The following is an 18,414-nucleotide window of genomic DNA, read 5'->3' as shown; positions in this document are numbered from 1 at the left end:
TGACACCCCCTAGGGTCCATTCCGTTCCACTCCCGGGGCTCCCGCCCGCAGCCCGTCCATGACCAGGTCGAGCAGGCGCTCCGCACGCGGCCGCCAGTCGCCGTGCGGGTCGAGCTGCCAGAGGCCGGCGATGGCCAGGAGGAAGTCCTCGGACGTCAGCCCCGGGCGGATAGTGCGGGCCCGCTCGTTCGCGTCCAGCAGCAGTTCGACCGCCCGGGTGACCGGACCGTGCCCCAAGGGGGCCAGACCGCCGGGCCTGCCCGTCGACGTGCGCAGCGCGTCGGCCAGGCCCGCCTTGGCCATGGCGTACTGGGCGAGACGGTCCATCCATTCCCGGAGCGCCCGGTCGGGCGCGCGGGTCCGCAGCAGTTGTTCGGCCGCGTCGGCCACCTGCTGCATCTCGTAGCGGTAGACCTCCAGCACCAGGGCCTCGCGGTGCGGGAAGTTCCGGTAGAACGTCCCCTGCCCCACCCCCGCCTTCTTCGCGATCACGCTCAGCGGGGCGTCCGCCGCCCGCGTCAGTTCGGCCAGCGCGACCTCCAGGATGCGCTCGCGGTTGCGCCGCGCGTCCGGACGCAGCGGCACGTTCTTCCCGTCCCGCACTCGCCCTCCTCCCCAAGGACCGCGGCCGAGTCCGTCCTTGCTGAGCGGACAGCTGTCCGCTAGGTTCGACAACAAATGGACAGTTGTCCGCCTGAATTCACCATAGTGGCAGATCGGGTCGGCGCCTCCGGACTTCACCCCTCCGCCAGCGGTTCATCCCGTCACTGTCGTTCCGTCGTCCTCTCCCTCCGGCCCCTCCCGGACCCACCGGGCCATGGCCGGGATCGTCTCGCTCGACGCGCATCACCCATGCGAAAGAAGGCCGATTCATGACCCCATCGACGTCCAGTGTCATCACCCTGAACATCAATGGAGAGAAGTACACACTGCCCGTCGACCATCGCACCACCCTGCTCGACGCACTGCGCGAGCGGCTCGATCTGACGGGCTCCAAGAAGGGCTGCGACCACGGACAGTGCGGTGCCTGCACGGTGCTGGTCGACGGCCGTCGCACACTCTCCTGCCTACAGCTCGCGGTCGCGGCCGAGGAGCGTGCGATCACCACGATCGAAGGCGTCGCCGACGGTGAGCGGCTCCATCCCGTGCAGCAGGCATTCCTCGACCTCGACGGACTCCAGTGCGGCTACTGCACCCCGGGGCAGATCTGCTCCGCCATCGCGGTCATCGAGGAGCACGCGGCGGGCTGGCCGAGCGCGGCGACCGACGACGTACGGCCGGAGGCAGGGATTCCGGCGCTCGACCCCGACGAGATCCGCGAGCGCATGAGTGGCAATCTGTGCCGCTGCGGCGCCTATGTGTCGATCGTGCAGGCGGTGGAACAGGCTGCCAGGGCTGCGGGTGGACAGGACAAGGAGGTTGCGGCGTGAGGGAGTTCGGCTACGAGCGGGCCTTCGACGTCGCGGGGGCGGTGGATCTGCTGGGCTCCGTTCCGGAGGCCCGCTACCTCGGCGGCGGCACGAATCTCGTCGACCTCATGAAGGCCGGGGTGGAGCGGCCCGCGCTGCTCGTCGACGTACGTGGGCTGCCGCTCGACGGGATCGAGCCCACGCCGGACGGCGGTTTACGCATAGGCGCGACCGTCACCAACAGCGATCTGGCGGCCCATCCGGAAGTCCGACGCCGTTACCCCGCGTTGACGCAGGCCGTTCTGGCCGGGGCGTCGGGGCAGCTGCGCAACATGGCCACGGTCGGTGGGAATCTGCTCCAGCGCACCCGCTGCGGCTACTTCACCGACCTCGCGGGTCCGTGCAACAAGCGCTCACCGGGCAGCGGGTGCGCCGCCGTCGAGGGCGAGCACCACAACCACGCGATCCTCGGTGCCTCGGCGCACTGCGTGGCCGTCCACCCCTCGGACATGGCGGTCGCGCTCGCGGCCTTCGACGCGGTCGTCGCCTACGAGTCGGCCGACGGGCCGGGCGAGGCCACGATCGAGGAGTTCTACCGGCCCGTGGGCGACACCCCGCACGTCGAGACCGTCCTGCCGCCCGGCGCGCTGATCACCTCCGTCGTGCTGCCGCCCGCCCCGGTCGCCGCCCGTTCGCGGTACCGGAAGGTGCGGGAGCGGGCCTCCTACGCCTTCGCGCTCGGCTCGGTCGCGGCCGCCGTCACCGTCCACGACGGTGTCGTACGCGATGCGCGCCTGGCGTTCGGGGCCGTCGCTTCGAGACCGTGGCGGGCCCGGGCGGCGGAGCGGGCACTGATCGGGGGACCGCCGGACGCCTCGTCGTTCACCGCGGCGGCCGAGGCCGAGCTGGCCGCCGCCGAGCCCCTTGCCGACAACGGCTACAAGGTGACGCTGATACGGAACCTCGTCGTGGCCGTACTCACGGAACTCGCCGAGGAGGCCGCCCGATGACCACGACCGCCAGCGCCGCGAACCCGACCGGAGTCGTCGGTTCCGCCCATACCCGGCTGGAAGGCCGCGCCAAGGTCACCGGGGCCGCCCGCTACTCGGGGGAGGTGCCCTTCCCCGAACTGGCGCATGGCTGGCTGGTGCTGTCGACCGTGGCCCGTGGCCGGATCCGTTCCGTCGAGGACGGCCCCGTCCTGGAGATGCCCGGCGTCCTGACCGTGCTCCACCACGGGAACGCGCCCCGTCTCCATCTCGATTACATCGGCATGCTGGATCGGCCGAATCCGGTGATCGGCCTGTTCCAGCACGATCGCGTGCCCTTCGCGGGCTGGCCCGTGGCCCTGGTGGTGGCCGAGACGTCCGAGCAGGCCAGAGAGGCCGCGGAGGCCCTGGTCGTGCGGTACGAGACCGAACCGCACGACGTGGAGTTCCGGGCCGGGCATCCCGATGCCTACACCCCGCAGGACAGCCCGCTGGTCGTGGCCGAGACGGCGAAGGGCGATCTGGAGGCCCGGCTCGGCGCCTCCGCTGTGGTCGTGGACGAGGAGTACACCACCCCGGAAGAACACCACAACGCGATGGAGCCGCACGCGGCGACGGCCCGCTGGGAGGGCGGCCGGCTCGACGTCATCGACTCCAACCAGGGCAGCACCTGGGTGGCGGGCGAGCTGGCGCAGCTCTTCTCCCTGGACCCGGCCTCGGTACGGATCCGGGCCGAGCACGTCGGCGGTGCCTTCGGCTCGAAGGGGCTGGCCCCGCACCTGGTGGCGGCCGTGATGGCCACGACGGTCCTGCGCCGTCCGGTTCGCACCGTGCTGACGAGGCGCCAGATGTTCTCCCTCGTCGGCTACCGCAGCCCGACCGCGCAGCGGATCAGGATCGGTGCCGATGCCGACGGGCGGTTCCTCGCCTTCGACCATCAGGCGCGGAGCGTCACGTCGACCGTGCACGAGTTCGTCGAGTCGAGTGCCGTGCTGGGGCGGGTGATGTACGACGCCGACGCGCACCACACCGGGCACCGGCTCGTCCGCCTCGACGTGCCGACGCCGACATGGATGCGGGCTCCGGGCGAGGCGCCGGGGTCCTTCGCCCTGGAGTCGGCCCTCGACGAGCTGGCCGAGAAGTCCGGCCTGGACCCGATCGAGCTGCGCCTGCGCAACGAACCCGAGCTCGGGCCGGTGTCCGGACTGCCGTTCAGCAGCCGCAATCTGGCGGCCTGCTTCGAGGAGGGGGCCCGCAGATTCGGCTGGGCCGGCCGGGACCCCCGCCCCGGGGTGCGCCGTGAAGGGCGCCTGCTGATCGGCACCGGCACGGCGGCGGCCACGTACCCCTCGGGGGTCGGCCCGTCCACGGCCGCCGTCACCGCGGAGCCGGACGGCAGCTTCACCGTGCGGATCAACGCGGCGGACGTCGGGACCGGGGCGCGGACGGCGATGGCCCTGGTCGCGGCGGAGGCCCTGGAGGTGCGGCCGGACCGGGTCCGGGTGCGCGTCGGGGACAGCGACCTGGGGCCGGCCATGATCGCGGGAGGCTCGATGGGGACGCGCTCCTGGGGCTGGGCCGTGGCCGTCGCCGCGAACGAGCTGCGGGAACGGCTGGCCCTGGGCGGCAGCGTTCCGCCGGAGGGCGTCACGACCCGGTCGGACACGACCGAGGCGGTCGGGGCCCTCGCAGCGAAGGAACGTCACTCCTTCGGGGCGCAGTTCGCCGAGGTCGCGGTGGACACGGACACCGGCGAGGTACGGGTGCGCAGGTTGCTCGGCATCTTCGCCGCGGGCACCATCGTGAACCCGCTCACCGCCCGTAACCAACTGGTGGGCGGTATGACCTGGGGGCTGTCCATGGCCCTGCACGAAGAGGCGCTCCGGGACCGGGCCACCGGCCGCCACGTCGGCGCGGATCTCGCCGGCTACCACTACGCCACGAACGCCGATGTGCCCCGGATCGAGGCAGACTGGGTGGACGATCCCATTCCCGGCGACCCGATCGGGATCAAGGGCATCGGCGAGATCGGCATCGTGGGCGTGGCGGCCGCCATCGCCAACGCGGTGTGGCATGCGACCGGTGTCCGCCACCGGGAACTGCCGATCCGTCCGGACCGGGTCCTGCGCGCGGCGCGGGAGGCCCGGGGCGGGGCGGTGGAAGGAGGCGCGCCGCGTGCTTGACATCGCCGAGCAGCTGAACCGGTGGTTCGAGGAGGGCCGGGACTTCGCCGTGGCCACCGTGGTGGCGGTCAGTGGCAGCGCGCCGCGCGGTCCCGGTGCCGCCCTGGCCGTCGCCGACGACGGCACGGCCGTCGGATCGGTGTCCGGTGGCTGCGTGGAGGGCGCGGTGTACGAGCTGTGCGAACGGGCCCTCCAGGACGGGCGCACGGTGCGGGAGCGGTTCGGGTACGACGACGAGGACGCCTTCGCCGTCGGGCTCACCTGCGGCGGTGTCGTCGATGTGCTGGTCACCCCGGTGCGTGAGGACGCACCGGTGGTCCGGGCCGGGGTGGCGGCGGCGTGCCGCGGGGAGTCGGCGGCCCTGGTCCGGGTGGCGGACGGTCCGGCGGAGCTGTTCGGCGGGGCGTTGCTGGTCCGCCCGGACGGGTCGTTCGGGGGCGGTCTCGGCGGTGGCCGGGAGCTGGACCGGGTCGCGGTGGCGGAGGCCCGCGCGATGCTGGACGGCGGGCGTACCGGGACCTTCGAGGTCTCGGAGAGCGGTTCGCGCTGCCCGGGTGGGGTGACGCTGTTCGTGGAGTCGAGGATGCCGCCGCCCCGCATGATCGTGTTCGGTGCCGTGGACTTCGCGACGGCGCTCGTACGGGCGGGAAAGTTCCTCGGCTATCACGTGACCGTGTGCGACGCCCGGCCCGTCTTCGCCACCCGGGCCCGCTTCCCCGAGGCGGACGAGCTGGTGGTCGACTGGCCGCACCGCTATCTGCGGCGCACCGGCACCGACGCGCGGACCGTCCTGTGCGTGCTCACCCACGACGCCAAGTTCGACGTTCCGCTGCTGGAGGCCGCCCTGCGGCTGCCGGTCGCGTTCGTCGGGGCGATGGGGTCGCGCCGGACCCATGCGGACCGTGACCGCCGGCTGCGCGAGGCCGGGCTGACCGACGTCGAGCTGGCCCGGCTGCGGTCCCCGATCGGCCTCGACCTCGGCGCCCGTACGCCCGAGGAGACCGCGCTGTCGATCGCGGCGGAGATCGTCGCGGCGCGGCGCGGCGGCACGGGGGTTCCGCTGACCGGTGCGGGCATGCCCATCCACCACGACGTCGACGGGGCGGAGCGGGGCGGGGACGGCGGGTCCCGCTCCCGGTCGGCCGCGTGAGCGTCCTCCGGGGCCGGGACCCGGCCCCCCGCTGACCGGCCGGTCAGGCGGGTGTCCAGGTCCCGGTGCCGGAGTGGTCGAAACGGCCCGAGCGGAGGTGGTCCCGGAACGCGGCGAGCGCCGGGTGCGGATTGTCGTGGTGCCACACCAGTGAGTGCGGGTAGACCGGGGTGGGGTCCCTCAGGACGACCCGGCGCAGTCCGTGGTCGGCGGGCCAGGCGAACCGGGTCTGCTCGCCCACGAGGGTGGCCAGGGTCCGGGAGTCGGCGATGGTGTCCAGCAGGGGCTCGACGCCGAAGTCGGGGCCGGTGACCTCGATGGTGAACCCGAAGGCGGCGGCCAGGGCGTCGTAATACGCGGCCCACTCGGTGCCCGGGACGATGCCGGGCATCCAGATACGGTGCCCGGCGAGGTCGCCGGGGGCGAGGGAGCGGGCGTCGGCGAACTCGTGGCCCGGTCCGGTGAGGAGCTGGATCGGCTCGTCGAGGACCCGGGTGCTCCTGATGTCGTCGGGAAAGCGCTGGCCGGGCATCGTGACGGCCCGGATGGACGCGTCGATCGTGCCGGACCGGACGGCGTCGACCGCCGCTTCGGCGTCGAAGAGGGTCACGGCGTCGAGGGCGACCTCGGGGCAGGCGCGGTGGAAGTCGCGCAGCAGGTCGGCCGGGGCCAGGCGGCGGCCGATCACGTCGACGCGCAGTGCCCGGCGACCGGGCCGGACCGAGGCGAGGGCCCGCTCCCCGGTCCGCAGCAGGTCGCGGGCGTGCGGCAGGAACGCCTGCCCGTCGATGGTGAGCCTCGCCCCGCGGGAGGTGCGGGTGAACAGCCGCACACCGAGGTTCTTCTCCAGGGTCGCGATGCGTTTGGAGACCGCCTGCTGGGTGACGGACAATTCCGTGGCGGCATCCTGGAACCGCCCCGCGTCGGCGGCGGTCACGAAGGTGCGCACAGCGTCGAGATCCACATCGGGCATCGTACCGGCACAACAATCGGTTGTAGTTCCGCACAGAACAGTTGTTTGCCCCGAGCGCCCAGCACTCGCTTTGATTCCGTCGGTCAGCGTGTGGTTGTCCAGGTCGGCGAGAAGTGCGCGAGAGGTGTGTGGGGGAATGGCGGGCGGACGGTCCCTGGGGCGGCGGTTCGGATGGTTGTGGTCGGCGTACGCCGTCAGCGCGTACGGGACGGGGCTCGGCTTCGGCGCGTTCGCCATGATCGCCGTGCTCGTCCTGGACTCCGGGCCGACTCAGGTGGCGGTGCTGGCCGCCGCCGGGCGGGCGGTGGGGGCGGTGCTGGCGGTTCCGCTCGGGCCGTGGGTCGAGTTCCGCCGCAAGCGGCCGGTCATGGTGGGGACGGACCTGCTGCGGTTCGCGGCGCTGCTGAGCGTCCCGGTGGCGTACTGGTTCGGCCGGCTGAGCTTCGCCCAGCTCCTGGTCGTGTCGATCGTGGTCGCCGCGGCCAACATCGCCTTCAACTCCGCCTGCGGCGCGTACCTCAAGAGGCTTCTGCCGCCCGAGGACCTGCTGGTCGCGAACGGCCGGTTCGAGTCGACGACCTGGTCGGCGACGATGGTCGGGCCGCCGCTCGGCGGGGCCGTGATCGCGGCGTTCGGGCCGGTGACGACCGTGATCGCCGATGCCTGCAGCTATCTGCTCTCGGCCCTGGGCATCCGTGCGATCGGCGGGACGGAGCCCCGCCCCGAACGGGCCGGGGCGGCTCGGCTGAGCGCGGGTGACCTGCTCGCCGGGTGGCGTCACATCCTCGACCACCCCACGCTGCGCCCGCTGCTCTTCAACGCGATCGTGGTCAACGGCCTGATCATGGCCTCCGAGCCGCTGCTCGCCGTGCTGCTGCTGGGCGATCTCGGCTTCGCCCCATGGCAGTACGGGCTGATGTTCGCGGCGCCGTGCGTCGGCGGCCTCGTCGGCTCCCGCCTCGCACGTCGGCTCGTGACCCGGTTCGGCCGGCGCGAGGTGCTGATGTCGGCCGGTGTCCTGCGGGCCTGCTGGCCCATCGGTCTGGCGTTCGTCGGGCCAGGCGTGCCGGGGATGGTGCTGGTGATGGCCGTCCAGCTCGGCCTGGTGACCTGTTGCGCGGTGTTCAACCCGGTGCTGGCCACGTACCGGCTCGATCACACGGAGTCCGGCCTGGTCGCCCGTACCCTCTCCGCCTGGTCGGTCAGCAGCAGCCTCGCCATCGCCGGGACGACCGCCCTGTGGGGGGCGCTGGCCTCCGTGATCGGCACCCGGACGGCGATCGCCGTCGCGGGGATCGTTCTCCTCGCCACCCCGGTACTGCTCCCCCGCCGCGCGAACGCTCCGTCGAAGGACCTCGCGGACGCCTGAGCTACGGGGCGGACCACCGCTCGTCCCACCCCGTGGTGCCGTGTCCGGCGCCGGACACGGCACCACGGGGCTCTGCGGCCGGTCAGAAGACGAACGGCCCGGGTGTCTGGGCGGAGGTCGCGTTGCAGGTCACGGTGATGCCCATCACCACGATCTTGAGGGACTTGGCCACCAGGCTGTCCCCGGTGGCGACGGTCCCGCTGAGCTTCCCCGTCGAAACCGGGCTCCCGGCGGGGATGGCGGGATTGCCGCTGCCGGTGAAGTTCACCGATCCGGAGCCGTTCCTGGTGAGCGTGAGCGTGGAGGTGACGGTGTTCGCGCCGACGTCGATCGGGGCGGTGATGGCGGAGGTCGACAGTTCGATGGTCGCGCTCGTGCCGCTCTGGGTGGCGACGAGGTTCGCGCTGCCCGAGCCGTAGATTCCGCAGTCGAAGGAGATGGTGGCGGTGGTGGGGGTGACCGCCTCGGCCGTCGGCGTGAGCGCGAGCGCGCCCGCCGCCAGGGCGGAACAGACGGCGATCCGCCGTATGCCATGCCTCATGGTGATCTGCCTTTCCTGTGGGGGGATCCGGCGCACCGAACCGGCACACGGCGCCGGACACGACATTCCCTGACGTATCGTCAGTGGGACTGCCTCGCCCATTGAGGCACGGGCCCCTCGAAGCAACAAGACACATCGCCATGATTTATTGACATGCTACGGCCAATTCAGGTCAGGGGTGCCGCGCCTCCGGGGAACGAACGGCGCGCATGCGTCCGGGTCCGCCGCACCGTCGCGACTAGGCTGTCCGCACCACTCGACCGGCGGATCCACGACAGGGGAACCCCATGAACAGGCCCTTGCTGTTCCTCGACGTCGACGGGCCGCTCAACCCCTACGCCGCCAAGCCGGAGAGGCGCCCCGCCGGCTACACCACGATCCGTGTGCCCCAGGACGGCGGGACGTCGACGGGAAACGGGGGTGGAGTCCGCCTCCGACGCGGCCCGTTGCGGGTCTGGCTCAACCCGGAGCACGGACCCACCCTGCTCCGGCTCGGCTACGAGCTGTGCTGGGCCACCACATGGATGGGCGAGGCGAACCGGTGGATCGCCCCGGTGCTCGGCCTTCCGGAGCTGCCCTTCGTCGACTTCGGCGACGCCCTGTTCCGGGAACGCCCCGACGGCGTCCACTGGAAGACCGCTCCGCTGGTGGAGTACGCGGCCGGTCGGCCCTTCGCCTGGGTGGACGACGAGCAGAGCGGACCCGACGAGGCGTAACTGGCCGCCCATCACCCCGGTCGTGGGCTTCTGCACCACGTCGATCCCCGGATCGGCCTGCGCGAGGACGACTTCGGGAGGCTCGCCGACTTCGCGGGGTCGGCGCGCCGTGCGCACTCCGGCGGCTGACCCCTCTCGGAGCGTCACGCCCGGCCGTTCCGTACGGGCGGGCCGGGCGGACGTCCGCGAGGGTCAGGCCGTGTGCAGGGTCAGTCCGTACCGGCCCAGGATCTCGTTGATGGGCTGGTGCCAGGTCTCTCCTCCGCCGGTGCAGTCGCCCCAGCCGCCGGACGTGACGCCCTGGGCCTGGTCGCCACTGATGAACGAGCCGCCCGAGTCACCGGGTTCGGCGCAGACGCTCGTCCTGGTCATCTGGTGGACCGCGCCCTGGCTGTAGTTCACGGTCTCGTTGGTGGCGAGGACATTGCCGCAGTGCCAGTGGCTGGTCGACCCGGAGCGGCATATCGAGGCACCGACGGGCGCCTCCGCGGAGCCCCGGACCAGTTGGTCGGAAACGGTGCCCCATCCCAGGACCACGGGCACGGTCCACCAGCCGTTGCCGACGCTCACCCACGCGTAGTCGTCGCCCGGGAAGGACGAGCCCTGGAAGGCACCGATGGCCGAACCGTCCCAGCCACTCACCGCGGCACCGGCCCGGCCGCAGTGCCCCGCCGTGACGAAACCGCCGTACACGGAGAAGCCGATCGAGCACCGTACATTGCCCGTGTAGTACGGGTCGCCGCCCACTGTGCCGGCGGAGAAGGTACGGGGAGCCCCCGGGGTCCTGTGCACCACCACGGGACCTGCGGCGCGGGCCCGGTCGACGAAGGTGCGGACATCGTTGTCAGAAGCTGCCGGGGTGACGACGTCGACCACGACCCGGTTCACCTTCGGATCGACGTGCCAGCCGCTGACCCCGGCCGGCGCCCGCATTCCGTCGAGGCGCGCCTTCGTGGCGTCGAGCTGCCGCGCGCTGTGGCGCACCAGCCGGACCGCCGCACCGGAAGCCCGGACGGCGTTCGACGCGCGGGTGTCCGTGACGGCCACGACGAGCCGGTTCACGGCCGGGTTGAACCAGGATCCGGCATAGGACGGCCCGGCGGCCCGCCGCGCCTTCTCCTGTACGGCTGTTGCCGTCCTCTCCGCCGCCAGCCGCGCCCTGGCCCGGCTCTCGGTCAGGCCGAGGTCCCGTCGCATGGCGGAGAGCATCCCCGCGGATGCGGGTTCCTCCGCGACCACGGACGAGGGTGACGGCATGGAAGCCCGGTCCGCGGCAGCGGCGGAGGCCGGACCCGAGGCCGGGCCGACGGCGGCCCAGGCCCCGGCGACCAGCGCGGCGGCCAGGCTCGTGCGCAGCGCGTTCTTGTATCTCAAGGCAGTGGCCCTTCTGTTGTTCCGGCATCGTGGGGGAGGAACAGCAGGCGTCCGGGAACGCTCTCCTGAGAGCGCTCTCAGAGTGTGCCGGGACGGACTGTAACGCAGGGTGCACGCCAGGTCCATGCCAATGACGTGTTCCTCCGGGAGCCCCGGAATCCATGACCGCCCGCCGCCTATGCTCGCGTCAGACGGTGGCGGACACCGGGCACTTCGGCCTCCGCGCCACCACCCGGGCCCGAGCAGAACCCTTCCCTCCCGCAGGAGTCGCACCATGGCACCCTCTCCCGACGAGATCCCGACCTGGAACGGACTGGTTCGGGGCCCACGCCGCGTCCCCGCGCTTCCGCTCGACGAGGAGACCCGGCGGGCGCAGGGCCTTCCGGCCACGCTGCTGCCCGCACCGGCCGGGATGGACCACCCCCTGCTCTTCGATCCCGCCCTCAAGCAGTTCCCGAATGCCCTCCGGTCCGGGGAGCCCCGGTTCGGTACCGGGGAGGAAGAACGGGGACGGGCCTGGCACCGGGCGCGGCGCACCGTCCTGGACCTGGTCCTCGCCTCGGTCGCCGAAGGGCCGTGGGGCGGTCATCTGGTGCTGCGCGGGAGCGCGTTGATGTCCACGTGGTTCGGAAGGGCCGCCCGTGATCCGGGGGACCTGGACTTCCTCTTCACGCCCCGGGACCGCGCCATGGACGACCCGCGCTGCGCCGCCCTCTTCGACACCATCGCCCGGGACGCGGCGGCGGCAGCGGAACGCCACGGGGCCGTGCGTGTCGACGCGGCGGGCATGGTGACGGAGGAGATCTGGACGTACGACCGGGTGCCCGGCCGCCGCATGCTGCTGCCGTGGACGGCCGACCGGGTGCCGGGCGGGACCGTGCAACTCGACGTGGTGTTCAACGAGTTCCTCCCCGAACCGGCGGAACCCACCGAGCTCCGGCCGCTGGGGCGCGGGCCGGGATGCCGGATACGCGCCGTCTCCCCCGGCCTCTCCCTGGCCTGGAAGTTGCTGTGGCTGGCCACGGACATGTACCCCCAGGGCAAGGACCTCTACGATGCCGTGCTGCTCGCCGAGTACGCGTCCCCGAGCTACGAACTGCTGCGCAAGGCCCTCGTCCTCAGCGGCGTCGAGGCCCTGCGCCCCATCGGCGCCTGGTCGCTGGACGAGATGGTGCCGGGCCGCGGCGAATGGGAGGACTTCGTCGCCGAGCATCCATGGGTCACCGGGAGCGCGGAGGACTACCACGCCCGTCTCGTGCGGGTGCTGGCGCCGTTGATCGAAGCGAAGGTGGTGGGCGACGGCGCGGACGGGTACCAGCAGTGGGCCGACTGGCTCCAGCCTCTGGTGGAGTACGTCCGCGCGACATCCGCCGACGATCCCGCTTCCGCGCTCGGCCACCTGTCGCAAGGCGGACGGGACGGCCTGATGGCAGCCGTCGTGGTCGTACGGGAGCTAGCCGGGGCCGAGCGCCTCGGCCCGGAGGAGGCCCTCGCCGAGGTGTTCTCCTGTCAGGAGCCCTGGTCGTACTGGCGCGACCGGCCGGAGGCGTGCGCCCGGATCCTCGCCGATCTGGGCTGAGCCGGGCGCCACCGCCGGCCCTGGTTCAGCCGGCCCGGCCGATCGCGCTGCGCAGCATGGCGACCGTCGTCGCGGCCGCGGCGCGCTCCGCCGGGTCGTCGGTCGCCCGTACCCGTTCCTCCAGGAGGACCACGGCCGCCTGAAGGACTCCCACGCGCACCGGAACGCTCTGCATCGCCGTGAGCACGGCCGCCGCCTGCTCGGCCGGGGTGGCCGGGGGCTCGGTGGCGGCCTGCGGGATGAGGGTGGTGATGCCGCGCCCGAGCGCGCGGTCGCGAGGCGGCTGAGCCGAGGCTGTGGTCATCCGAGAAGTGTGCCGCACCCGGACCGGGGAACCCGTCAGCGACCTGGGCGCGGCTTCCGCGGGCCGTACCGGGCACAGGCCCGCGTCAACAGCGTGGCCGACCCGGCCCGTTCCCGGTCCCGCCACGCGGCCACCGCCGGGCCCCGGGTCAGGTGGGGCGCTCGTCGGCCGGGCCGCGGACGCCGGTGTCCGCATCGGTGCCGCGCGGCCCGCCTCCCGCCGCCTACCCCTTGGCCCAGTCGAGCAGTGCGGCCCTGGACGGGAAGTCGGCGACGTCCCGGTCGAGAGGCTGGTCGGTGTACTGGTGAATCCGCCACGAGGCCTTGATACGGGGCTTCCCCTGAGGGACGTAGTCGGCGATCCACAGGCCGTCCCCGGCGTACGAGGTGGTGTCGTGGTTCAGCCAGAAGTACCGGTTGCAGTACAGCAGGACCCTGTTGTGCGGCCGCAGCCGCTTGACCTCCCGGATGAAGCTGTCCTTCTCGGCATTGCTCGCCCTGGTGCCCTCACCGTTCTGCTCCCAGTCGACCGCGAGCAGGTCCCCGTCCTTCTCCGAGGCGTTGTTCACGAAGTACTCGGCCTGGGCGTTGATGTCCCCGGGCCAGAGGAAGTGGTAGAAGCCGACCACGCATGCCGCGTCCCTCGCACGCTTCACCTGCTCCGCCAGATGCGGATTGACGTACGAGCGGCCCTCGGTGGCCTTGATGAAGACGAAGTCCAGTCCGTCCGTGTCGAAGGACGACTGATGGGAGCTGACATCGACGCCATGCAACATGGGCACCGCCTTCACGTTGTATCGGTGGTTCCGTTCTCCTCCTCTACGTGCCCGCCGACATCTGCTCCCATCCTCGGGGTCAACGGACGAACCGTTTTTCCCCCGTCCGGAACGGACGGACCGGCCCCGGCCGGGCGCGGCGGAGTACGTCCCCGCCGGGCCCGGCACGCCCCGGCCCCGGGACGCTAAGCCGGGTTCTCGTCGGCGGCAGCGGCGGCCGGGAGGCTGTCCATGAACGAGCTCACGGAGAAGACCGCCCGTCCCGGCCCGGACGGGCCGTAGCCGGGGGGCGAGCTGAGCCCGTACTCCTCCATCGTGGCGCGGTAGGCGTCCAGCAGGCGGATGTGGTATTCGAGCGGTGCTCCGTCCGGATTGGTCTTTCCGAGCGGGGTGGTGGGCTCCGGGCACCAGGTGGTGAACCGGGGCGTGATGCCGTGCGACATGAAGAACCGCAGGCCCTCGGTGGTCGAGGCGATGGCGTCGTCCACCGAGGTGAAGCCGAACGGCGCGGCCATCTCCACACCCGCCACGAAGTTGGGGATGACGTTGCGCGCGCCGAAGACGTCGGCGGAGTCCAGGATGCGGCGGTGCCACTCGTCGCGGCCCACGTAGCGCTCCTTGCCGGGGCAGTACAGCTCGAACAGCCGGCGGTCCCACACCTCGTAGTTGGGGTGGTAGATCTGTACGCCGTAGTCGTGGAAGCGCTGCACGTCGGCCTTGGGCAGGGCCTGGGCGACGACCTTTCCGATCCAGCGGCCGGGGAAGCGCTCCTCGATGGCCTTGGCGTACTGGCCGTAGAAGTCGGCCTCGTCGCGTCCGCCGATGTGGGAGGTGATGGCCCCGCCGGTGAGGGTGTAGGCGGTGGACGTCTTCGCCGTGTCGTACTTGTCGATGATGGCGAGCGCCTCCAGGACCTCCTCGACCGGCTTCACACCGGTGTAGGGCCGGCCGGCCGCCTTGTGCTGGCGCCAGTTGTGGTTGATGTCGCAGTACTGGCACTCCTCCTTCGCGCCGAAGTACTGGCAGACCCGGAAGACGGTCAGATAGACCAGGTATCCCCACTGGATGGTGGGCGCCACCTCCATCACGGACTTGCCGTTCTCCAGCGTGTGCCGGTAGTAGTCCGGCATCGGGGGCAGGCCCACTTCGGAGATCCGCCTGCCGTCGAGGTACAGCCCGAGCACGCCGTCCGCGTCGGCCGCGACGCGGTACGGGGACGACGGGTTGACCCGCACCGACACGACGGTCCTGCGCAGGTCGTACGGGCCGCCGGTGAGGACGATCTCCTCCGGCGGGCGGCGCAGCGCGGCCGCTCCCAGCTCGGGGAGGGTGCCGTGGTCGAAGGAGAAGATGAAGTAGGACTTCGGCTTGACGTCGCCGTTCTCGTTGTCGCTGAGGGCGGACTCGTCGAACGCCACGCCGCCGCGCAGCAGGTCCTCCTTGATGACGGCTTCCCGGGGCACGTGCGGGAACCGCTCCATGAGGCCCTCCACGAGACGGGTGCGGTTCCCGTCCGTGCGGCTCGGATCTGTGCTGCCGTCGGTGGTGCTGGGCATGTGCGGAACTCCTCGGTCCGGTCGTCGTCGGCGTCCGGGTACGCCGCACTGTGCAACGAACCGGACACGTCCGCAGTGCCCGGCTCACCGACCTCGGCCACACGGTCCGGACCGTCCGCCGGGCTCCGTGTGCGGAGCCCCGGGATTCACCGGTCCCAGTGCGCGGGGCGGCGGAGCGCGGACGGAAGCCGTGTCGCCGCGTCGCCCCGGGCGGCGTTGAGCTGGGCCTGGGTGAGGAAGAGGCTATCGGTGAGGTCGGCGCCCGATACGTCCGCGTCCCGGAAATCGGCGCCTATCAGGTCGGCAAGGCGCAGATCCGCCCCGCTGAGGTCGGCCGCTATCAGGTACGCGCCGCGCAGGTCGGCGCCCCGCAGATCCGCGCCCCGGAGCCTGGCTCCGATGAGGTCGGCGCCCCGGCGGTCGCGCTTCTTCCCGTTCTTCGGGCGCGGCGCGGTCGCCCGTACGCGTGCGCTGACCTGGTGCAGCAGTTCGGCCACGGTCTCGCGGTGAGCGGCCACGTCCAGCTCCGCACTGGCGTCGGCGGGCAGTCGGCTGAGGCGTTCCGTCTCGTCGAGGAGGCGCCGGGCCTCGCCGTACAGGGGCTTGGCCGGAGCGAGGGACAGCGTTTCTGTGAGGTACCAGAGCAACTCGTGGAGCTGGCGTACGACCGGGAACACCTGGAACATCTGCCGGGCGGTCTCCCGGTCCCCGCGCCAGTCCCGTCCGGCGAAGATCTCGCGGGAGACCTTCTGGCCCGCCCCGAAGCAGTCGTACACGGTGCAGCCGGGGAAGCCCCGGGTCCGCAGTTCGGTGTGGATGCCGCAGCGGAAGTCCTCCTGGAGGTTCCGGCAGGGCTGCCCGGCCTCCTTGTCGACCGCGAAGTCCGCGGACCGGGTCAGCGTCAGCGCCACGCAGCACAGTCCGGAGCAGTTGGCGCAGTCGGCGCGCAGCTCGTCGCGTTCGGTTCCGGGGCCTTGGACGTTGTGGGGCACTGTGGGTGGATCCTTCGGATGAGCGGGGCGGACGGCCGACCCTACCGGGAGCCGCCACCCGTTCGCCGTCCTTACTGACGCTCGGGGCCACGCCCGGGTGTCCGGTGCCGTTGTCAGTGGCGCGTCGCACACTGGCAGGAGTCGGGAACACGGCACGGGTGAAGGGGGACGCCGATGAGCACCGAGCAGGATCCCGGTTTCGATCCGGCGACCGGGGACGGCCCGGCGCCGGTGGCGGACGGGAGGCGCGCCGCGTCCGTGCGAACGGCGTTCGAAGGCATGCTGCAGATCCGTCGGCTGACGAACGTCGGTCATGACGCCCCGGAGAGCGTTCCCGCCCCTTGGGAGGCGAACCGGCCGGTCCGGGCGGTCGCCCTCGCGCTGGAAGCGGCGGGCCTGCCCGCGTCGGCCACCGACGCCACGGGCCTGCGGACGGCGACGGGGTACCGGTTGCGCCCGGGCGAGGCCGTCGGCGGTGTACGAGTCGAATGGCTCGGGCCGCCGGGCAGCGGCGCCGCCCGTACGGAGGAGGACGGGCTGGGGCGGTGCGCGACGGCGCTGCGCGAGTCGGGATGGACGGTGCTGCTGTACCGGGGGGCGCGCCGTCGAAGATTCCTGGAGGTCGAGCCTCCGGCCGGTGCGCGGGGGCCGGACGGTCGTCAAGTCCTGTCATAGGCCGGTCCGGTACCACCGTCCCGGTACGCCGGGCACGGTCTGAGGGCCGTTGTCGTACCCATGGGGGATGCTGGTGGATCCGACACCTCTGACCGGAAGATGCTGAGATGAGTGCTGACGAACTCGCCGCGGCCCAGGCCTACGTCCGACTGCTGGAGGCCACTCGGGCGGCGCTCGCCGATCCGGCGGACGGCCCTCGGTATGTGCCGCTGCTCGCCTGCCCGATCGCGGAGGCGGACGGTGCGCTGCGGCAGGCCGGCTTCCGCGGCAACGAGTCCCGGTTCTTCGACCTGGTCAGCTCCCTGCGGCCGGGTACGCCGGGCGCCACGCGCTGAACGGGAGCGGCGGAGGCGGTTTCGGGCACCGCGGTCCGGTGCCCCGGATCCGTCGGTGAATTGATCCAGGAAGGCTGCGGGCCGCAGGGCCGTCGGCCGAGGACGCCGCCGGTTCGGGGCATCCGGAGGACGACGGTCGGGTCCCCGGCGGGGTTCTTGACTGTCCCTCTGCGGCAAACCTAGCGTACGTATCGAGTGAAACGTTTCATGCATCCGCGCGGTCTCCTCCGGCCGCCGGGCGGCGACTCCACCCACGAGGTGTTCATGTCTGATGTTTCGGCCGTCAAGGCAGCTCTGAAGTCCCAGGTCATCGAGACCCCGTCGTGGGGATACGGAAATTCGGGGACGCGGTTCAAGGTGTTCGCCCAGCCGGGGGTGCCGCGCGATCCCTTCGAGAAGCTGGAGGACGCGGCGCAGGTGCACGCGTTCACCGGGGTCGCCCCGAAGGTGTCGCTGCACATCCCGTGGGACAGGGTCGACGACTACGCCGCGCTGAACCGGCACGCCAAGGGACTCGGCGTGCGGATCGGGGCGATCAACTCGAACGTGTTCCAGGACGACGACTACAAGCTCGGCTCGGTCACCCATCCGGACCCGAAGGTGCGCCGCAAGGCCGTCGGCCATTTGCTGGAGTGCGTCGACATCATGGACGAGACCGGCTCGCCCGATCTCAAGCTCTGGTTCTCCGACGGCACCAACTACCCCGGGCAGGACGACATCGCCGCACGCCAGGACCGGCTTGCCGAGGCGCTGGCCGAGGTCTACGGCAGGCTCGCCGACGACCAGCGGATGCTGCTGGAGTACAAGCTGTTCGAGCCGGCTTTCTACACGATGGACGTGCCGGACTGGGGTACGGCGTACGCGCACTGCCTCGCCCTCGGGCCCAAGGCACAGGTGGTGGTGGACACCGGCCACCACGCGCCCGGAACGAACATCGAGTTCATCGTGGCGTTCCTGCTGCGCGCGGGGAAGCTGGGCGCGTTCGACTTCAACTCCCGGTTCTACGCGGACGACGATCTGATGGTCGGGGCGGCGGACCCGTTCCAGCTGTTCCGCATCATGCACGAGGTGATCGGCAACGGTGGTCTGAGGCCGGAGACGAACGTCAACTTCATGCTCGACCAGTGCCACAACATCGAGGCGAAGATCCCCGCCGTCATCCGTTCGGTCGCCAATGTGCAGGAGGCGACGGCCAAGGCGTTGCTGGTCGACCGGGCCGCGCTGGGCGACGCGCAGCGGTCCGGCGACGTCCTGGCCGCGAACGCGGTCCTGATGGACGCGTACAACACCGATGTGCGTCCGCTGCTCGCGGAGGTCCGTGAGGAGCTGGGGCTGGCGAGGGACCCGTTCGCCGCCTATCTGGCCTCGGGGAACCAGGAGCGGATCGCCGCGGCCCGGGTCGGCGGCGAGCAGGCCGGCTGGGGCGCCTGAGCCCCGGGCGTCCCGCCCGCTCCCCCATGCCGCCACCGGCCTGCCCGACCTCGACCACGAAGG

Annotated in this window: 17 protein-coding genes and 1 pseudogene; 10 read left to right on the top strand and 8 right to left on the bottom strand. The window is 71.9% G+C overall.

The window, feature by feature from the left end; translation table 11 throughout:
- Positions 1–9: 9 nt before the first annotated feature.
- The gene (locus ACF08W_RS19920) at positions 10–603 is read right to left on the bottom strand and encodes a TetR/AcrR family transcriptional regulator (RefSeq protein ID WP_352279987.1); all 594 of its coding nucleotides are present in this window, start codon (positions 601–603) and stop codon (positions 10–12) included.
- 269 nt (positions 604–872) lie between these two features.
- Here ACF08W_RS19920 and ACF08W_RS19915 point away from each other — a divergent pair, with 269 nt between their 5' ends.
- The 4 genes from ACF08W_RS19915 to ACF08W_RS19900 are packed head-to-tail and all read left to right on the top strand — an operon-like array spanning position 873 to position 5,731.
- Positions 873–1,430, top strand: coding sequence for a (2Fe-2S)-binding protein (locus ACF08W_RS19915; RefSeq protein ID WP_392280012.1), 558 nt, complete (start codon positions 873–875; stop codon positions 1,428–1,430).
- Positions 1,427–2,419: an FAD binding domain-containing protein gene (locus ACF08W_RS19910; protein WP_392280011.1), complete on the top strand. Its 993-nt coding sequence runs from the start codon at positions 1,427–1,429 to the stop codon at positions 2,417–2,419. The genes ACF08W_RS19915 and ACF08W_RS19910 overlap by 4 nt, the downstream gene beginning before the upstream one ends.
- Positions 2,416–4,581 carry a xanthine dehydrogenase family protein molybdopterin-binding subunit gene (locus ACF08W_RS19905; RefSeq protein ID WP_385216941.1) on the top strand — a complete coding sequence of 722 codons (2,166 nt, stop codon included), beginning with the start codon at positions 2,416–2,418 and terminating at the stop codon, positions 4,579–4,581. Before ACF08W_RS19910 ends, ACF08W_RS19905 begins: the two co-directional genes overlap by 4 nt.
- Complete coding sequence (locus ACF08W_RS19900) at positions 4,574–5,731, top strand: XdhC family protein (protein ID WP_392280010.1); 1,158 nt, start codon at positions 4,574–4,576, stop codon at positions 5,729–5,731. The genes ACF08W_RS19905 and ACF08W_RS19900 overlap by 8 nt, the downstream gene beginning before the upstream one ends.
- Positions 5,732–5,774: 43 nt before the next feature.
- Here ACF08W_RS19900 and ACF08W_RS19895 read toward each other — a convergent pair whose 3' ends face one another.
- On the bottom strand, positions 5,775–6,704 hold the full coding sequence (locus ACF08W_RS19895; protein WP_392280009.1) for a LysR family transcriptional regulator: 930 nt from the start codon (positions 6,702–6,704) through the stop codon (positions 5,775–5,777).
- A gap of 136 nt (positions 6,705–6,840) precedes the next feature.
- On the opposite strand from ACF08W_RS19895, the gene ACF08W_RS19890 reads away from it, so the two are divergent.
- Positions 6,841–8,073, top strand: coding sequence for an MFS transporter (locus tag ACF08W_RS19890; RefSeq protein WP_392280008.1), 1,233 nt, complete (start codon positions 6,841–6,843; stop codon positions 8,071–8,073).
- 82 nt (positions 8,074–8,155) lie between these two features.
- Here ACF08W_RS19890 and ACF08W_RS19885 read toward each other — a convergent pair whose 3' ends face one another.
- Positions 8,156–8,614: a hypothetical protein gene (locus ACF08W_RS19885; RefSeq protein ID WP_385216955.1), complete on the bottom strand. Its 459-nt coding sequence runs from the start codon at positions 8,612–8,614 to the stop codon at positions 8,156–8,158.
- Between the two features lie 287 nt (positions 8,615–8,901).
- On the opposite strand from ACF08W_RS19885, the pseudogene ACF08W_RS19880 reads away from it, so the two are divergent.
- Positions 8,902–9,459, top strand: a pseudogene (locus ACF08W_RS19880) (hypothetical protein).
- Between the two features lie 63 nt (positions 9,460–9,522).
- On the opposite strand, the gene ACF08W_RS19875 reads toward ACF08W_RS19880, so the two are convergent.
- Positions 9,523–10,704, bottom strand: a complete 1,182-nt coding sequence (locus tag ACF08W_RS19875; protein WP_392280007.1) for a S1 family peptidase — start codon at positions 10,702–10,704, stop codon at positions 9,523–9,525.
- A gap of 274 nt (positions 10,705–10,978) precedes the next feature.
- Between ACF08W_RS19875 and ACF08W_RS19870 the strand changes: the two genes are divergently transcribed.
- Positions 10,979–12,283, top strand: a complete 1,305-nt coding sequence (locus tag ACF08W_RS19870) for a nucleotidyl transferase AbiEii/AbiGii toxin family protein (RefSeq protein ID WP_392280006.1) — start codon at positions 10,979–10,981, stop codon at positions 12,281–12,283.
- Positions 12,284–12,308: 25 nt separating this feature from the next.
- Here ACF08W_RS19870 and ACF08W_RS19865 read toward each other — a convergent pair whose 3' ends face one another.
- The 4 genes from ACF08W_RS19865 to ACF08W_RS19850 form a co-directional block, all read right to left on the bottom strand.
- Positions 12,309–12,587 carry a hypothetical protein gene (locus ACF08W_RS19865; RefSeq protein ID WP_352280364.1) on the bottom strand — a complete coding sequence of 93 codons (279 nt, stop codon included), beginning with the start codon at positions 12,585–12,587 and terminating at the stop codon, positions 12,309–12,311.
- 223 nt (positions 12,588–12,810) lie between these two features.
- On the bottom strand, positions 12,811–13,362 hold the full coding sequence (locus tag ACF08W_RS19860) for a GH25 family lysozyme (RefSeq protein ID WP_392280111.1): 552 nt from the start codon (positions 13,360–13,362) through the stop codon (positions 12,811–12,813).
- Between the two features lie 185 nt (positions 13,363–13,547).
- Entirely contained in the window at positions 13,548–14,918 is a 1,371-nt protein-coding gene (locus ACF08W_RS19855; RefSeq protein ID WP_392280005.1) for a radical SAM protein, read from the bottom strand.
- Between the two features lie 146 nt (positions 14,919–15,064).
- Positions 15,065–15,910: a pentapeptide repeat-containing protein gene (locus ACF08W_RS19850; protein WP_392280004.1), complete on the bottom strand. Its 846-nt coding sequence runs from the start codon at positions 15,908–15,910 to the stop codon at positions 15,065–15,067.
- Positions 15,911–16,084: 174 nt separating this feature from the next.
- On the opposite strand from ACF08W_RS19850, the gene ACF08W_RS19845 reads away from it, so the two are divergent.
- The 3 genes from ACF08W_RS19845 to rhaI all read left to right on the top strand — a co-directional run bounded on the left by ACF08W_RS19845 (position 16,085) and on the right by rhaI (position 18,351).
- Positions 16,085–16,585 carry a hypothetical protein gene (locus ACF08W_RS19845; RefSeq protein WP_392280003.1) on the top strand — a complete coding sequence of 167 codons (501 nt, stop codon included), beginning with the start codon at positions 16,085–16,087 and terminating at the stop codon, positions 16,583–16,585.
- Positions 16,586–16,692: 107 nt separating this feature from the next.
- Positions 16,693–16,920, top strand: coding sequence for a hypothetical protein (locus ACF08W_RS19840; protein ID WP_352280360.1), 228 nt, complete (start codon positions 16,693–16,695; stop codon positions 16,918–16,920).
- Positions 16,921–17,184: 264 nt separating this feature from the next.
- Entirely contained in the window at positions 17,185–18,351 is a 1,167-nt protein-coding gene (gene rhaI, locus ACF08W_RS19835; RefSeq protein WP_385216982.1) for an L-rhamnose isomerase, read from the top strand.
- Positions 18,352–18,414: the final 63 nt, after the last annotated feature.

Origin of the sequence: Streptomyces sp. NPDC015144 (assembly GCF_043079735.1) — a bacterium.
Taxonomy (GTDB): Bacteria; Actinomycetota; Actinomycetes; order Streptomycetales; family Streptomycetaceae; genus Streptomyces.
The sequence above is the reverse complement of the archived record's forward strand: the minus strand, read 5'-3'. Positions and strand labels throughout refer to the sequence as shown.

What these genes read in the sequence shown, in the direction of transcription:
- ACF08W_RS19915 (WP_392280012.1), top strand. Translation starts at nt 873, where the DNA reads ATGACCCCATCGACGTCCAGTGTCATCACCCTGAACATCAATGGAGAG.
- ACF08W_RS19905 (WP_385216941.1), top strand. Translation starts at nt 2,416, where the DNA reads ATGACCACGACCGCCAGCGCCGCGAACCCGACCGGAGTCGTCGGTTCC.
- ACF08W_RS19895 (WP_392280009.1), bottom strand. Translation starts at nt 6,704, where the DNA reads ATGCCCGATGTGGATCTCGACGCTGTGCGCACCTTCGTGACCGCCGCC.
- ACF08W_RS19890 (WP_392280008.1), top strand. Translation starts at nt 6,841, where the DNA reads ATGGCGGGCGGACGGTCCCTGGGGCGGCGGTTCGGATGGTTGTGGTCG.
- ACF08W_RS19885 (WP_385216955.1), bottom strand. Translation starts at nt 8,614, where the DNA reads ATGAGGCATGGCATACGGCGGATCGCCGTCTGTTCCGCCCTGGCGGCG.
- ACF08W_RS19870 (WP_392280006.1), top strand. Translation starts at nt 10,979, where the DNA reads ATGGCACCCTCTCCCGACGAGATCCCGACCTGGAACGGACTGGTTCGG.
- ACF08W_RS19865 (WP_352280364.1), bottom strand. Translation starts at nt 12,587, where the DNA reads ATGACCACAGCCTCGGCTCAGCCGCCTCGCGACCGCGCGCTCGGGCGC.
- ACF08W_RS19860 (WP_392280111.1), bottom strand. Translation starts at nt 13,362, where the DNA reads ATGTTGCATGGCGTCGATGTCAGCTCCCATCAGTCGTCCTTCGACACG.
- ACF08W_RS19855 (WP_392280005.1), bottom strand. Translation starts at nt 14,918, where the DNA reads ATGCCCAGCACCACCGACGGCAGCACAGATCCGAGCCGCACGGACGGG.
- ACF08W_RS19845 (WP_392280003.1), top strand. Translation starts at nt 16,085, where the DNA reads ATGAGCACCGAGCAGGATCCCGGTTTCGATCCGGCGACCGGGGACGGC.
- ACF08W_RS19840 (WP_352280360.1), top strand. Translation starts at nt 16,693, where the DNA reads ATGAGTGCTGACGAACTCGCCGCGGCCCAGGCCTACGTCCGACTGCTG.
- rhaI (WP_385216982.1), top strand. Translation starts at nt 17,185, where the DNA reads ATGTCTGATGTTTCGGCCGTCAAGGCAGCTCTGAAGTCCCAGGTCATC.